Origin of the sequence: Caballeronia terrestris, assembly GCF_001544515.1 — a bacterium.
Lineage (GTDB): Bacteria > Pseudomonadota > Gammaproteobacteria > Burkholderiales > Burkholderiaceae > Caballeronia > Caballeronia terrestris.
The window spans coordinates 1-14688 of the sequence record NZ_FCOL02000089.1 but is presented as its reverse complement, the minus strand read 5'-3'; the positions used below and the strand labels follow the sequence as shown (position 1 = coordinate 14688).

9 protein-coding genes and 1 pseudogene are annotated in these 14688 nt (G+C 58.9%); 7 read left to right on the top strand and 3 right to left on the bottom strand.

Annotated elements, in window-relative coordinates; translation table 11 throughout:
- Positions 1–616 precede the first annotated feature (616 nt).
- Positions 617–1146, top strand: a pseudogene (locus tag AWB67_RS31285) (site-specific integrase).
- 282 nt (positions 1147–1428) lie between these two features.
- Here the strand turns inward: AWB67_RS31285 and AWB67_RS31280 are convergent.
- The 3 genes from AWB67_RS31280 to AWB67_RS31270 form a co-directional block, all read right to left on the bottom strand.
- A complete protein-coding gene (locus AWB67_RS31280) occupies positions 1429–2826 on the bottom strand; it encodes a hypothetical protein (protein ID WP_125477744.1) in 1398 nt (465 codons plus the stop codon).
- A 946-nt stretch (positions 2827–3772) separates the two neighbouring features.
- Positions 3773–5083: an MFS transporter gene (locus AWB67_RS31275; protein ID WP_087659983.1), complete on the bottom strand. Its 1311-nt coding sequence runs from the start codon at positions 5081–5083 to the stop codon at positions 3773–3775.
- A gap of 268 nt (positions 5084–5351) precedes the next feature.
- Positions 5352–6095, bottom strand: coding sequence for a GntR family transcriptional regulator (locus AWB67_RS31270; protein WP_087659982.1), 744 nt, complete (start codon positions 6093–6095; stop codon positions 5352–5354).
- Between the two features lie 145 nt (positions 6096–6240).
- Between AWB67_RS31270 and AWB67_RS31265 the strand changes: the two genes are divergently transcribed.
- From AWB67_RS31265 to AWB67_RS31240, 6 genes are all read left to right on the top strand, one after another.
- Positions 6241–7545 carry an MFS transporter gene (locus AWB67_RS31265; RefSeq protein WP_087659981.1) on the top strand — a complete coding sequence of 435 codons (1305 nt, stop codon included), beginning with the start codon at positions 6241–6243 and terminating at the stop codon, positions 7543–7545.
- The gene (locus AWB67_RS31260) at positions 7542–8429 is read left to right on the top strand and encodes an amidohydrolase family protein (RefSeq protein WP_087659980.1); all 888 of its coding nucleotides are present in this window, start codon (positions 7542–7544) and stop codon (positions 8427–8429) included. The genes AWB67_RS31265 and AWB67_RS31260 overlap by 4 nt, the downstream gene beginning before the upstream one ends.
- Positions 8430–8436: 7 nt before the next feature.
- Positions 8437–9723, top strand: a complete 1287-nt coding sequence (locus tag AWB67_RS31255) for an ATP citrate lyase citrate-binding domain-containing protein (RefSeq protein WP_087659979.1) — start codon at positions 8437–8439, stop codon at positions 9721–9723.
- 25 nt (positions 9724–9748) lie between these two features.
- Positions 9749–12448, top strand: a complete 2700-nt coding sequence (locus AWB67_RS31250) for a CoA-binding protein (RefSeq protein WP_087659978.1) — start codon at positions 9749–9751, stop codon at positions 12446–12448.
- Between the two features lie 238 nt (positions 12449–12686).
- Positions 12687–14351, top strand: a complete 1665-nt coding sequence (locus AWB67_RS31245) for an acetolactate synthase large subunit (RefSeq protein ID WP_087659977.1) — start codon at positions 12687–12689, stop codon at positions 14349–14351.
- A partial coding sequence (locus tag AWB67_RS31240; RefSeq protein WP_159965013.1) for an alcohol dehydrogenase catalytic domain-containing protein occupies positions 14348–14688 on the top strand: 341 nt, incomplete at its 3' end. The genes AWB67_RS31245 and AWB67_RS31240, both read left to right, overlap by 4 nt.

Genomic DNA, 14688 nt, shown 5'->3' with positions numbered 1-14688 from the left:
TCACGGTTATCTCCTTGTCAGCGAATCGGGCACTTAACATCGCGGCGCGCATAGGCCTATAGCCTGGCTGACGGGGCGCCCAATTCAAAATGAAATTCAAAAAGGCAGCAGCGAATCCTGACTACCGCCGTTTGCGGAGGAAGCAGAGCTTGAATGGCCGTCAGTGCGGCCGGGTGTTCAGGAGTGTGAGGAGAGAAAGCCGAGGTGCGGGCCGAATAATTAACGGCGAAACCCTTCACCAAGCGATTATTTTCGCTTGGTGTCGCCAGACACGCGCTAAAGAGGTGCACGAAAGTCTGCGCATTTGTGACTTCGTGAGTCGGCCACGCATTAAGGTCGCATAGCAAAAATAGTGTAATCCACGATCAACTCAGGTGCCAGGTAGATTTCGGACCAAATGATAGGTGCGTCCAAATCGCGCGGTGCAAATAATGCGCAGTCACCGTGTAGCGAATACCACGGAGGCTCAAAGGTCGGACAGCACAAAGGCGACGATGACCGTTGCACCCCGGAGCTGCCGCCGACTTTGTGAATGCCCGAAAGGCGGTTCAGAGTCCGCGAGCGACCGCTGCAAGGCGCGCACAATCGATCTCCCTTCATTGAAGAGGAGGTTGACATGGAAACGCTTAATTCTTTCAGCGCTCGTCGGGTGCCGTGGAACAAGGGGAGGCTGACTGGCCAGAAGCCGCCGTTGAAACTGCGCGAGATCTGGGCAATTCGCACGAGACTTCAGATGTCATCCAACGTTCGCGAGTTGGCGCTGTTCAACTTGGCAATCGACAGCAAGCTTCGGGCATGCGATCTGACGCGACTGCAGGTGCAGGACATCTGCATGGGAAGCCATGTGGTCTCGCGAGCAACGTTCATGCAGCAAAAACGCAACTACCGGTGCAATTCGAAATCACGGACCAGACTCGGCAGAGTGTCGCAGCCTGGATTGGGTCGCTTCGATTGGACTGGATGACGCGGCGTACGGCACTCACACGATGCGCCGCACGAAGGCATCGCTAATCTATCGGCGCACCAAGAATCTGCGCGCAGTTCAGTTGCTTTTAGGCCATACGAAACTTGACTAGTACGGTGCGTTACCTCGGGATTTGAAGTAGACGCGACGCGCTCGAGATGGCTGAGCAAACCGAAGTCTGATAGGTCATGGCCGGCGAGCAGGCGCTTGCCGGCCATGTTCTGCCGGCCGCCAAGACCACTGGACAGTCAGTCAAACGGCCGCTGTGGTCCAGATAGCGGTCATGCACCGTAAGCATTTTCCGCGCCTCAGGGATCCTGGAAGAATAATTGGTCTTCTGCATGCCGATGTTGGAGTTGATTAGGTAGCGGAAGTAAAGAGGCGAAAGCCCAGGCACCTTGGGATGCCTGGGCTTTGTTTGCCATCCAGAAGCGCGTGCAGCGCCCCAAATAAGCCTCGCCTACTTACTGGTTTGCCAGCCCCGTGTTGTCGATCGGGGTGGCGACATCAGGCTTTACCAGCACCGGCGTGTACTTCATCCGGCCGTGGAGGTTCGGATTGTTGGTGCTGTCTGCGTAATGCGTCAGGATCACAGTGTTATTGTCCGTTCCCCAGTAGTTGTTCGACACGTCGAACTCAAACTCAGGGCAGCTGCTGGTGCCCCCGCAAGTACCGGTGGACGGCAACATCGTCAATGCGAGCTGATTCGGGTTGTTGGTGGTCGCCTTAAACAGGAACGAATTCAAGGTCACCATCGTCGGGTTCCAAGCGTACGTAAAAGAATTCGACGTCTGGTCAAACGTGCTAGTCGCGCCGACATTGCTGAGCATCAACGGACTAGCCATATCGATGAACAGGTTGTTCTTGACCGTCACTGAGTTGTCGAATTGGAAGCCTGCCGAGTTGATGAACCTGTTGCGTTCAATGTCGGAGTTAGCCATCACAGACAAGGAACTCGACGCGCTGTAAGTCGTCACGCCGTCAGCGGAGACGCTGCCATAGACATTGGCCCGTTCGATACGCGAGTCGAGGAGCACCAGCTTGCCCGCGCCGCTAAACGGCAATCCCGTTTCAAACAGGTCGGCGAACTGGAACGAAATGTTTCCGCTTTGGCCATTCGAGAGCTGAAGGCCCAAGAGCTTGGCAGGATTGCCTGCAGTACCCTGAACCTTGACGTAGCCGTCGACGGTCAAGCCACCGATGCCACCCACGCCCGTGCAACTCGCGCAAGGGTTAAAGCGTTGTGTGCCAACGACCGCACCTTCCTCAATTGTGAGCGTGGCGTTCGCCGCGACCTTGACGCCGCTATTCACGAGGTACGGCGAATCAGCCGCGGTCCAAGTGGTGTTCTTGCTGATGATGGTGTTGGCCGGGATGATGGTCTTCGGGACCACATAGGCGTAGTACTTTGAAGCGCCATTTCCGGAGCAAACCTCTGCCGGGTTGGTCGTGTAGCCCGGCTCGCAGATCGTAGCGACCGGCGTGCTTGCGCCACCCGGAGCACTGGCACCACCGGAGGGGCTTGCGCCGCCCGTCGAACTTGCGGGTGTGCTGGGGTCCGCTGCACCCGTGCTTCCTGTTGCGGGCGTGCTCGGGGTGGTCGTGTCAGGTGTATCTGGCCGAGCGGTCGGTGTGGTGCCCGACGTGTTGGTCGGCGTCGTGGTAGCCGGCCCAGATGCCGCCGGATCAGCTGCTGCAGGTGTCGATGCCGCAGGGGTTGTTGCAGCTGGCGTGGACGCCGCGGGCGTTTCAGTTGCAGGCGCCGCTTGTGCTGCGGTCGTCGCGCCGTCGTCGTTCGAACCACCCCCTCCACCGCACGCGGCAAGGGCCACAGCGGTCAGCAAAGCCAAATAGGTCTTCATTCCCAATCCCCGAAGAATTTTTAAGTTTTTTATGAAACGTCCAGGCGCCCGAGGATCATATTCAGCGTAAGGATTGGTAATCGTGCGAGAACTAACACTTTGCATTCGGTTTGCTGACATACAACATGCAAACGTTTTGCGCGATACAAGGGAAGCGAAGGAACGATTCAGATAGCTTCCATCTCGAAGACATGCTGACCGATGTGCTGAGAGGCAGAGGCGTCCGACCATTTCGATCCGGATGCGACGCGCCGATCTTCGCCGGCCCCAACCGCACCCCTCAAGGGGCTGGCCACGCACACTAGACCGGCGCGCAGTTCCTCTGCACCGCCGAGGACGGCGACATGGGCTTGGCACCTGCGGTCGAAGAAGCCACGTCCTTTCTCTCGTATGGGAAGCGGAAAAAGCGGCGAATGAGCACACCGATCCCGGATACGAAATCGTCGCCGTGAATGTCACCAGAAGCTGACGCGTAGTCGGCTGCCTGCGCTTAATGAAGGAGGGCATTAGCAATTTGGCTGGCGCCATGCGATCTGGTGCTCCGGTCGGCTGAGTCCGAATCATCTGCGAAAGGCTGCATCGCGCATCGAGATTCGCGATTTGCATTCAACGTCCGCGCGAATTGTCCTTCACGAACGGGGCTTCGGGCGCCACGTGAGCAAAGTTCTACTTTGTCTCAGTGCGGCCAACTGCGGACGCTGGCACACGTTTTTACACGGACGTTCGAACGACCGCAGCATCCAGACACCGGACCTTCTCTGGTGGATCATGCAGTCAGGTACGGGCAGGAGCGCGGTACGTGGCCAGTCAGGCGCACGTCGGGGCTTCTCCCTCCCGGCAATCTTGACGCGTAGTTCTCTGGGTTCTTTTGGACCGGCTTGCTGCCTTCCGTCTGCTCAGAGGACCACGGTTATCGCCGGTCGCGCCACGCTGCAGGGTGGCGAATTTAAATGGCCCCGCCCTTCGCTGTCGGGACCGGCGAGCTGCGGCGTGCGCCTATCACACGCGCGATGGCCGTACCAATCGCAAGCGCTAACAAACAGATAGTCGGCACCATCATTGGTGCAGCATGGCTATGAGTCACCTTGCCGATATAAGGCATGAGATTCTGGCCGAAGAACCCGCCAAGGTTGCCTATGCAGTTAATAGCCGCAACGCTCGCTGCAGCACGAGCACCTGAGAAGAAACGCGGCGGAAGCGACCAAAAGCAGGGGTAGAGCAGCGGGATGCACGCCCCGCCGAGGCACAGCGCGATAAAGCGCAGGGAAACCGTCGGCAGTACGAGGCTCGATGCAAAGCAAACAACACCGATTGCCGCAACGACGGTCATCGCCCGCAGAACCACACGTTCGCGCTTAAGTTTCCCGGGCAACCAAAGCAAAAGCAGAGTCGCCAGCGCCCACGGAATCATGTTCAGCAGGCCGTTGACTGTCGATGTGACGCCATAGCTTTTCACCAGCGTCGGCAGCCAATAAGTTACTCCGTAGAGCGACGTCGACATCAGCATATAAGTCGCAGCAAACAAAAGCACCTTAGGGTCAACAAGAGCGGCCCAAGGCCGGGACGCCTTGGCCTCGGTGGACGCTTCCCGCTCAAGTGCTGCCACCACCACATCCTTTTCTGCTTGAGAAAGGAATGGCGCGTCTTTAACTGAATTGGGCAAGTACTTGAGCGCAACGAACGCAATCAGGATGGCCGGAATACCGGTTGCGATGAACACCCACTGCCAGCCAGCGAATCCCCAGGTCCCGCCCAACGAAAGCAAGAGGCCGCCTACGAGCGCACCGAACATATTCGCTAGTGCGCTGCCCAGCGTAAAGAAGCCAAGCACCCGGGTTCGGTAGCTTTGAGGAAACCACTGCGTCAGGTAATAAATTACGCCCGGATAAAAGCCGGCTTCAGCCACGCCAAGTGCAAATCTGTATGTGTAGAAGAGGGGCAGTGATTTTGTAAACGCCAGCAAGACAGTGATGATGCCCCAGGTAATCATGATTCGCGCGAGCCAGGTGCGGGCCCCAAATCGATGCAGCGCGAGTGTACTGGGCACCTCAAACAACAAATATCCGATAAAGAATAACGAGGCTCCCAGGCCATACGCGGCTTCGGTCATCCCGAGCGCCTGCACCATTTCAAGCTTGGCAAAGCCGACATTCTGGCGGTCGATGAACGCTATCAGAAACATAACAATCAGCAGGGGCATTAGCCGCCATGCCATTTTTTTCATGACCTGCTGTTCAGATATTACGGATATAGACATATTCACTCCGGAGGCCGTATAGGGCCGGTACTCGCCTCAATGCTGCAAACGCAACGCATGACAGAGTGGCGATAGATATATACATATATATCTTTATATATACAGATGAGTTGGGCGGCTATGAGGTGTTACCCGGACGATCGACGGTTTAGACGTGCGTGCACGGTGCGCGCCGAGGCTGCACCAGAAACACTTGATAGTCGCTAAAAGCAGAGAAGCGCGCCGTCTGGCCGGGGGGCGGCCAGGAGGCGGTGTCTAGACAGGGGCCTCAGCGGATATCCACCTGATACTGGAATCCGGTCGCGCCGCCGCGGGTGATTCGCCATTCAATCGGCGTCCCGGCGAAATCCGCGGCTACCCGCTGCACCAGGATTACCGGGCTGCCGACGTTAATGCGCAGCAGTGCAGCATCGTCGGCGGTAGCTTGCTCAACGTTAAGGATCTCCGTCGCAGACGCCACGATTTGGCGACAGCGGCTTTCATAGAGGGGATACATCAAATCCCCAAACTCGTCGAGGGGGAGGGTCGCCAACGCTTCGAACCGGCTACGGGCAAGCCATATTTCTTCAGACAACACAGGTTCCGAGTCAATTAAACGGACTCGAGACAGGTGAATGGCTTTTTCGCCGGTCTTCATTTGGAGAGTCGACCGAATCGCTGCGTTCGGTTTCGTCACCTCGCGCCTCAGCACCTTGGCGGTCGGCTGAACCGGCTGCCCGTTCACGGATTTAAACCGAAAAAACCGAAACAAGGATGAGTCGAAGCGCGGACGGCGAACGAACGTGCCTTTGCCTTGGGTGCGTGTCAGCACGCCGTCGGCCACCAACAAATCAATAGCCTTGCGGAGCGTGCCGGTCGACACCTCGTAAAACTGACCCAGCTCAGCCTCGGTGGGAATGGCTTGTTCCGGTGCCCACTCCCCTCCGGCAATCCTTCGCACAATGTCGTCGCGAATTTGCTGGTAACGCGGCAAACGCTCGTCAGGCTTGGTAGGCAAAGGCACCGTGTTCATAGGTCATATAGTTATCCACAAGTAATTCTACTGTACCGCAACTTTCCCCATTCAAGGGTTAATCCCCAATGACAACGTCGCCCAAAAGCCTAGACTACACATCTAGTCATATACATGAATATATGACTCCATTTTGGAGACGGCGATGTTCACTTGGTACAAACGAGGCACACCTATCGAGCGCAGGACGTTCTGGGGATGTTTTGCGGGCTGGGGTCTCGACGCACTCGATGTGCAAATGTTCACGTTGGCCATCCCTGCAATTATTGCAGCGTATGGGATTGACCACACACAGGCCGGCGCAATCAGTGCCGTAACATTGATTTCCTCGGCACTGGGAGGATGGTTAGCAGGGGCGCTCTCGGACAAGTTTGGGCGAGTTCGAACGCTGCAGATTACGATTCTTTGGTTTTCCGCATTTACATTTCTCTGCGCCTTTGCTCAGACCTTTCCGCAACTTCTCGTTCTAAAAGCGCTGCAAGGCTTTGGCTTCGGCGGCGAGTGGGCTGCCGGAGCCGTTTTGATGGCAGAGACCATCCGGCCGGAGAACCGCGGCAAAGCCATGGGTGCCGTCCAGAGCGCCTGGGCCGTCGGTTGGGGCGGAGCAGTGCTACTGTACGCAGCCGCCTTTACATGGCTGCCGGCCGACACGGCATGGCGTGTGATGTTCGGCGTTGGCTTGCTCCCCGCGATTCTCGTGCTCTACGTTCGACGCAACCTTCGCGAACCCGCGCGCATCGCATCCGACAGCAACGAGCCCAAAGTCTCTATGTGGCGGCAAGTCACGCAGGTGTTCCAGCCTCGGGTTCTGAAGACGACCATCATCGGCGCCGTCCTCGGCACGGGTGCTCATGGAGGCTACTACGCCATCATGACGTGGCTGCCGACATTTCTCTCCAAAGAGCGGCATCTCTCGGTTTTGAACACAGGCGGGTACCTCGCCGTCGTCATCATCGCCTTCTGGTGCGGTTGCATGGCGAGTGCCTATCTGCTGGACCGCATCGGACGTCGACGCAACGTCGCCCTCTTCGCGTTCTGCTGCATCGTCACCGTATTGGCCTACGTGATGCTGCCCTTGAGTAACTTGCAGATGCTCGTCTTGGGCTTTCCCCTTGGCTTTTTCGCGGCCGGTATCCCGGCAAGTCTCGGAGCGCTCTTCAACGAACTTTACCCGGCGGAGATGCGCGGCACGGGAGTGGGCTTTTGCTACAACTTTGGACGCATCGCCTCGGCGGGCTTTCCTGTGCTGGTCGGCTACATGAGTCATTCGATGTCGCTAGGCAGCGCAATCGGTATCGATGCGGCAATCGCTTACGGCTTGGCGATGGTCGCCGTACTGCTCCTCCCCGAAACACGCGGCAAGCTGTTGCGGCCGACGAGTCCCGAGCAGGCGCTGGAACCTATCAACGACGCTGAACTCGCGCTCAACCGTGCGCGGAGCCAGCGATGAACAATTCGGCACTGAGTGCACAACCCATGTCGCCCTACATCGACGCTCATGCGCACGTCTTCTCGAGAGCTTTGCCGCTCGCGGACGGACGTCGCTACGCGCCAAGCTATGACGCAACGCTGGACACATATCTGACGCTGCTGAACGAACACAATTTCGGTCATGCCGTACTGGTCCAGCCCAGCTTTCTCGGCACCGATAACAGCTATCTCCTTAAGGCTTTGTCGGAGCAGCCCTCCAGGCTGCGCGGCGTCGCCGTCGTGTCGCACGAAATCTCCGACGACGAGTTGGCGCGCATGAACGAGGGTGGCGTGACGGGCATACGGCTGAATCTGGTCGGGCAGCCCCTTCCCGGGGTTGGCGCGGCTCCCTGGACAACGTTTTGGCGACGGCTGTCCGACCTCGGCTGGCATGTCGAGCTTCACAGGAACGCATCGGACCTAGCGCCGCTCATCGATTCGCTTTTAAAGGCAGATTTGCCGGTCGTCGTCGACCATTTCGGTAGGCCCGACCCGGACAAGGGAACGCGCGACCCAGGCTTCAACGACCTGCTCCGCTTTGGCGCTTCGGGTCGCGTATGGGTGAAGGTTTCAGGAGCCTATCGCTGCACGGAGCCGGACTCCGGTTTCGTGCGCGATGCGACCGACCGACTCTTGGACAACTTCGGCCCGGAGCGCCTGATGTGGGGCAGCGACTGGCCGCACACGCAATTCGAACACGCGAGCGACTTCGGCCGGACGCTCTCGACACTGCGGGATCTCACTCTGGAGCCAGCGATCACTGATGCCATCCTGCGTTCAACCCCTCGCGCGTTCTACGGCTTCGACAAGAAGCCCGCCCGTGACAACGCTCCGGCAACGCAAACTCTTCAACGCACTCTGTGAGGTAACCATGCAAGTCACTGGAATGTTGCACGGAGCCGAGATGCTCCAGTTCGTTGGATTCCCCACGCCCGAGATATTGGGCCCGGACGCTAGCGAAGAGCAGATTCGCGCCATGCTGAAAAAGCACGGCCTGATTTTCATCAAGCCGGTTTTCAAGGGCGGCGTCGGAAAGAAAGGCAAGGCCGGTCTGATTGGCCGCGCGACCGACTTGACGACCGCGCTGAAAGAGAAGGAGCGCCTCTACTTTGTCGAGCACCGCGTCGGCAATACCGTCTCAAAAGCTAACGGAGTGACCTTCGAAGCCGGTGTGCCAGCCGAGTACGAGGTGTATTTCTCAATTACCGACTCGACGCACTTTCGCGCGCCAACCATGACGCTCACGCATCATGGCGGCATGGACATCGAGGAGTTGGACAAGTCGCAAATCGTGCAGATTCCGTTCGACCCATTGACCGGCCTCAAGGCATTCGTCGTGGCGAACGCCCTCTCGACACTAGGCGCGCCCAAGCAGATTATTTCGCCGCTCGTCCAGCAACTGCCCAAGCTGTGGGAGCTCTATCACGGGTTTGGCATGACGACGCTTGAACTCAATCCTATTCGAATGCGCGAGGATAGTAAGGGCCGGCTAGTGCCAATCGCATGTGATTTCAAATGCGGGTTCGACCGCGACGACCCGCGTTGGCAACGTCTGAACCTTCCGCCCCACCTGTTCGCTGTGGACTACTCTGACTTCGAACAGGAAATCAACCAGCTTCGCACCTATCAAGGCCAGAGCGACGTCTACGTCATCAACGCGAAGGGAAGCATCCTCGCCCCGACTTTCGGTGGCGGGGCGAATTCGCTGGTCACGCAGATGCTCGGCGACGACGCCATCATTTCGTCGGATTTTGGAGGCAACCCGCCTTACGAAAAGATGAAAGAGGTCGCACGGATATGCTTCAAACACTGGATTCGGCAGAGCAACGTGCTGTTTATCATCGGCGGCAAGTCGAACAACACTGACATCTTCGAGACGTTCCGCGCCATGGCCGACGCGCTTCGAGAGCATTTCAGCAAGCACGGGCCCACACCGCTTTATGTCGTGGTCGGGCGCGGTGGCCCGAATCTCGTCCGAGGCATGGGTGCGTTGCGGGACACCCTCGACGCCCTAGGCTTGCCATACAGCTTCTTCGGATTCGACTCCGACATGAGTGAAGTCGTCCAGCATGCAAAGCAGATAGACGCATGGATGAAGGCCGGCGGGCGCGAGCAAGTGGCCTCGAAGCTGGGAATCGCAATCAAGCAAGCGGCGTAAGCGCCGGCCGGAAAAGGAAAACATCATGTACAAGCAAGGCGTAGATGGATTCAAGTATTTCGTAGGCGTCAATTCGTTATCGCAAGTTGCCACACGGGAGGACCGTGTGTGTGTGCTCAACATACTTGGAGGCGAGTCGAGCGACGTAACGCCCGTGGGTCACGTATATTCAGGCGGCAACGTGGTGTTTGGCACGGCGCCAGGCAAGCGCGGGCAGGTCCTGGAGACCGCACTTGGCAACGTGCCGGTTTACAACAACGTCTTAGAGGGTCTCAATGACGGTCTGCGTTTCAACTGCGGTGTCATCTATCTGCCACCGTCGGCTGCTCGCGACGGCGTGGCCGAGTTAATCCGGGTCAATCCGGAGCTGAAGAAGATTTTCATCGTCACAGAGAAGTTGGCAGTGAGCGACTCGCGCGAAATTCGTGCAATGGGCCAGTCGAACGGCGTTGACATCTTCGGCGGTAACAGCCTCGGTGTAGCGGACGCGTGGAATCAGGTCCGCATTGGCGGAGCACTCGGGGGCGACCATCCGGAAGAAGCGCTGCGACGCGGTTCGATTGCGCTCTTCTCAAACTCCGGCAACTTCACGACGACCATCGCGACGTACCTGCGCATGGCTGGATGGGGAACGACCACCGCTATCTCAAGCGGCAAAGACGTGTATATCCAATTTGCGGCCCCTGAATTTGCGGTCGCGCTGGCGAACGATTCGCGCAGCAAGGCGGCCGTACTCTATGTGGAACCCGGTGGTTACTACGAGCTCGACGCGAACTTCACAAAGCCGGTCGTTGCGTGCGTGGTCGGGCGCTGGAAGTCGCAGTTGACGCGCGCGGTTGGTCATGCCGGAGCCATGGCAGGAGGGGCGGACGATGCCGCCTCAAAGGAGCAGTGGTTCCTGGACAAGTTCGGCTTAACAAGTGTGTTCACACCGGACAACCCGGTCGTTTCAGCCAAGGGAGCCCTTGTCACCAACATTGCGCACATCCCGGCCGCCCTGACTGCGGTGATGCGCGAGAACGCCTGCCGGCCGGATTTCGAGCCGGAAGGCAACCTCGCGTTGAAGCCGTGGTTCAGTAGCCATCGCGGTTTGACTTTGCCAAAAGAACTTGACTTGCCGGTTGTGCAGGCCACAGCGCCGTACGACGCACAGATTGCCGCACTCGACCTGCAGATAGGCGCAGTGCCGCCGCGGCAGTCGATGAAGGACGCTTCTGGTGCATCGCAAATGGACCCGAAGTCGCAGGTGACAAGCCTGTATAGCGTCTCGATGCTGGATGCGGCTCAGTTTTCTCTCGAAACAAATGTGAGCCTTGCGTTGTTGCATGAACCCGGAGGGGCAAATGACCGGGCGCTCTTCAACGTTGCCGTCGGCGCTTATCTGAACCTGTACGGGCAACCTGCGCTCGCGGCAGCACAGGCTGCGCGCGAGGCCGGCAACGCTCCCAATACTGTGCTCGCAGCGGCGGCAAGCATTGTTGGACCGCGCGAACAAAGCGCCGCCCGTCAGGCAGTCCGGGCGTTAATCGACGGATTCGCAGCCGCCAAGCTCGAAGACGCGATGGACGATGATTTCAATGTCGCATCGGTGGGACTCGACGACCTCACTCTCTTCGTCGGCAGTGAACCAGATAGTCGTGCACAGGCCATGCTTGCGGGACTCCACGAGCGTGGAGCGAAGTCAGCGTTCGTGCGGTACGTCGAGGGCCTTCCGGGCGAACCGACGGTAAGCGGCGTGCTCGCGGCCATCTGTGCGACGCTTGCGTGGGGGCCCTTGATGCGCAAACGTATCTCCCGTCTTTCTGCCGAGAGTCTTCCGTGGTGGGTACAACTGTTCGGTTCGTTAATTGGAGCTTCGGTTGCCTCTGAGCAACATCAACCGGACAGCTTCTGCGGCATGTCAACGACCGACATACTGGGTCAGCGCTCGATTGGCGAAGTCGCCTTTAGCGCGCTGTTTAGACTGTCGCCGACCGCCGGCGATCTATTCTCGTTCCAACTCCTCGTTGGTCTTCTGTTGTCGAACGGACCCGGAACCATTTCTGCGCAAGGGGCAAAAGGCGCTGTGTCGGCGGATGGACCTGAAGACCCTGAGCGAGTGCAACTGAACAAGGCGTTAATCGGATTCCTCACGCATAGCGGCTACACCCACGGGGGCAATGGCTTCGAGGGGATTGCCTTTCTGCTCGACCAGTTCAAGGACAGCGGGCTCGTCAACCCTGGCGACTCGAAGCACGGCATCGACCTGAAGGCGTTGGCTGCAAAATATGTGGAAGCCTACGCCCGGTACAAGTCGACCAAGAAGACGAGCGGAAGTCTGGACATTCAAAAAATCCCCGGAGTGAATCATCCAGTGTTCAAGGACAAGCCTGTGAACAACGACCCGCGCGAAGTGTTCGTACGTCAACTGTTCGCAGAGCGCGGCGAATACAACGTCTTCCACGACTTCTACCGGACACTCGTGCAAAGTCTCTTCGACACAGGAGTTTCACGTAACGTTTATTGCGTGAATGTGGATGCCGTGATTGCGGCGTTGTTGCTCAAGATGCTGTGGCAACCCTATCGTGACGGCCAATACTCCCGCAGCGCGTTGGAAACAGCTGCGTTCACTATCTTTCTCTACCCGCGCATGCTCGGCTGCGCAGCCGAGATTGACGACCACATGAACCGCGGGCGCAATATGGATACGCGCACGCCCGCGTCGGAGTGTCGATTTGTGGCGTAGAAATTCGATAGGGAACTGGGCGCCGGCCCGTTGGATCGTCTCTTGCACGTGCTAAGCGGCCAATGCGCGATGGAGGACCGAACGGTCGAAGAGGGTCGCGACGGTCGTCTATGGCGTCCTGATCCGGGGCTAGCTTGAGCCACATACATCCCCGAACGGCCGGGGGCCGACGAAACATGGCTCCCTTTGACGCACTATCCATCACGATTGAGAAGTATAGGGATCAAGGAGTCTATCCGTGAAAGCATCCGACCTGTTCGTCAAGGCCCTGGAGAACGAAGGCGTCGATCGCATCTTCGCCGTGCCAGGTGAAGAAAACCTCGACGTCGTGGAATCGCTGCGCCGTTCGAGCATTGAACTCATTTTGACGCGGCACGAACAGACCGCTGCCTTCATGGCTGCGACCCACGGTCGTCTCACCGGAAAGCCGGGCGTCTGCATGGCGACGCTCGGGCCCGGTGCGTTGAATCTGGTCACTGGCGCGGCGTACGCACATCTTGGTGCGATGCCGATGATCCTGATCACCGGGCAGAAGCCGATCATGACGGCACGCCAGGCACGCTTTCAGATCGTCGATATCGTCGCTACGATGAAGCCACTCACCAAGGCCTCCCGGCAAATCATCAGCGGCGCCAGCATTCCCACCGTGGTGCGTGAGGCCTTCCGCTTCGCGCAGGACGAGCGGCCCGGTCCAGTTCACCTGGAACTGCCGGAAGACGTCGCGGGCGAACAAGTCAGCGATGAGCTGGCCGTTATTCCATTGCATCCGGTGGAGTTGCCAGTCGCGCAAGAAGCTGCCATCGAGCGGGCCGCTGCGATGCTCAGAAGCGCAGAGCGACCGCTCGTGATGTTCGGCGCAGCGAGTAACCGGCCGCGGCTCGTCGGGCAATTGACGGATTTCATTCGACGCACTGGCATCCCGTTCTTCAACACCCAAATGGGTAAAGGCACCGTCGCCGCAATCGGCAGCGACGAAGCGGCGCAACTGTGGATGGGGACAGCCGCGCTCAGCGAACGGGACTACCTGCACGAGGCGATCGACCGCGCCGACCTGATCCTGACCATCGGCCACGACACAGTCGAGAAGCCGCCGTTCATCATGGGGCCGAAAGGGCCGAAGGTCATTCACGTGGGCTACACGGCGGCGAACGTCGAACAGGTTTTCTTTCCGCACGCCGAGGTGGTCGGCGATCTGGGCTTGAGCCTGTCGCGTCTCGCCGATGTGGTCGAAGGCAAGCTCCCGAACGCAGCAACGTTGGCGCCATTACGCGACGGCATTCTGAAGCGCACGCTGGATCGCGCGACGGAATCGCGTTTTCCTCTGACGCCGCAGCGCATCGTCCACGACGTGCGTGAAGTGATGCCGGCCGATGGCATCGTCGCGCTCGACAACGGCATGTACAAGATCTGGTTCGCGCGCTGCTACCGCACGCGCAGTGCCAACACACTGCTGCTGGACAACGCATTGGCGACGATGGGCGCAGGTCTGCCGTCGGCGATGATGGCATCGCTCCTCTACCCCGACCGTCGCGTGATGGCCGTATGCGGCGACGGCGGCTTCATGATGAACTCGCAGGAACTCGAGACCGCTGTCCGGCTGAAACTCAACCTCGTGGTGTTGATCATTCAGGACGACGCCTACGGCATGATCCGCTGGAAGCAGGCGGTGGATGATTTCGCCGATTGGGGCCTGAGTTTCGGCAATCCCGACTTCGTCAAGTACGCGGAGGCGTACGGGGCGAAAGGACGACGCGTCGAGTCGGCGGAAGGGTTGGTTCCGACACTGGAGGCGGCCTTCGAAGAAGGCGGAGTGCAACTCGTCGTCGTGCCCGTTGACTACTCGGAGAACAGCCGCGTGCTGGTCGATGAACTGAGAAACCGCGTAAACGAGGTGACCCAATGAAGATCAGAGCAGCAGTTCTGCAAGCGATGGGTGCAACGTCTCCCTACGCCGTCTCGCGTCCCCTGCACATTGAAGAGATCGATCTGGCGCCGCCGGGGCCCGACGAGGTGTTGATCAAGATCGCGGCTGCGGGTCTTTGCCACTCGGACCTGTCTGTCATCAACGGCGACCGGCCGCGTCCGATGCCGATGGCGCTCGGCCATGAAGCCGCCGGCATCGTGCACGAACTTGGGTCTGGCGTGACTGACCTTCAAGTCGGTGACCATGTCGTCGTGGTGTTCGTGCCCAGTTGCGGGCACTGCGCACCGTGTGCCGAGGGACGCCCTGCGTTGTGCGA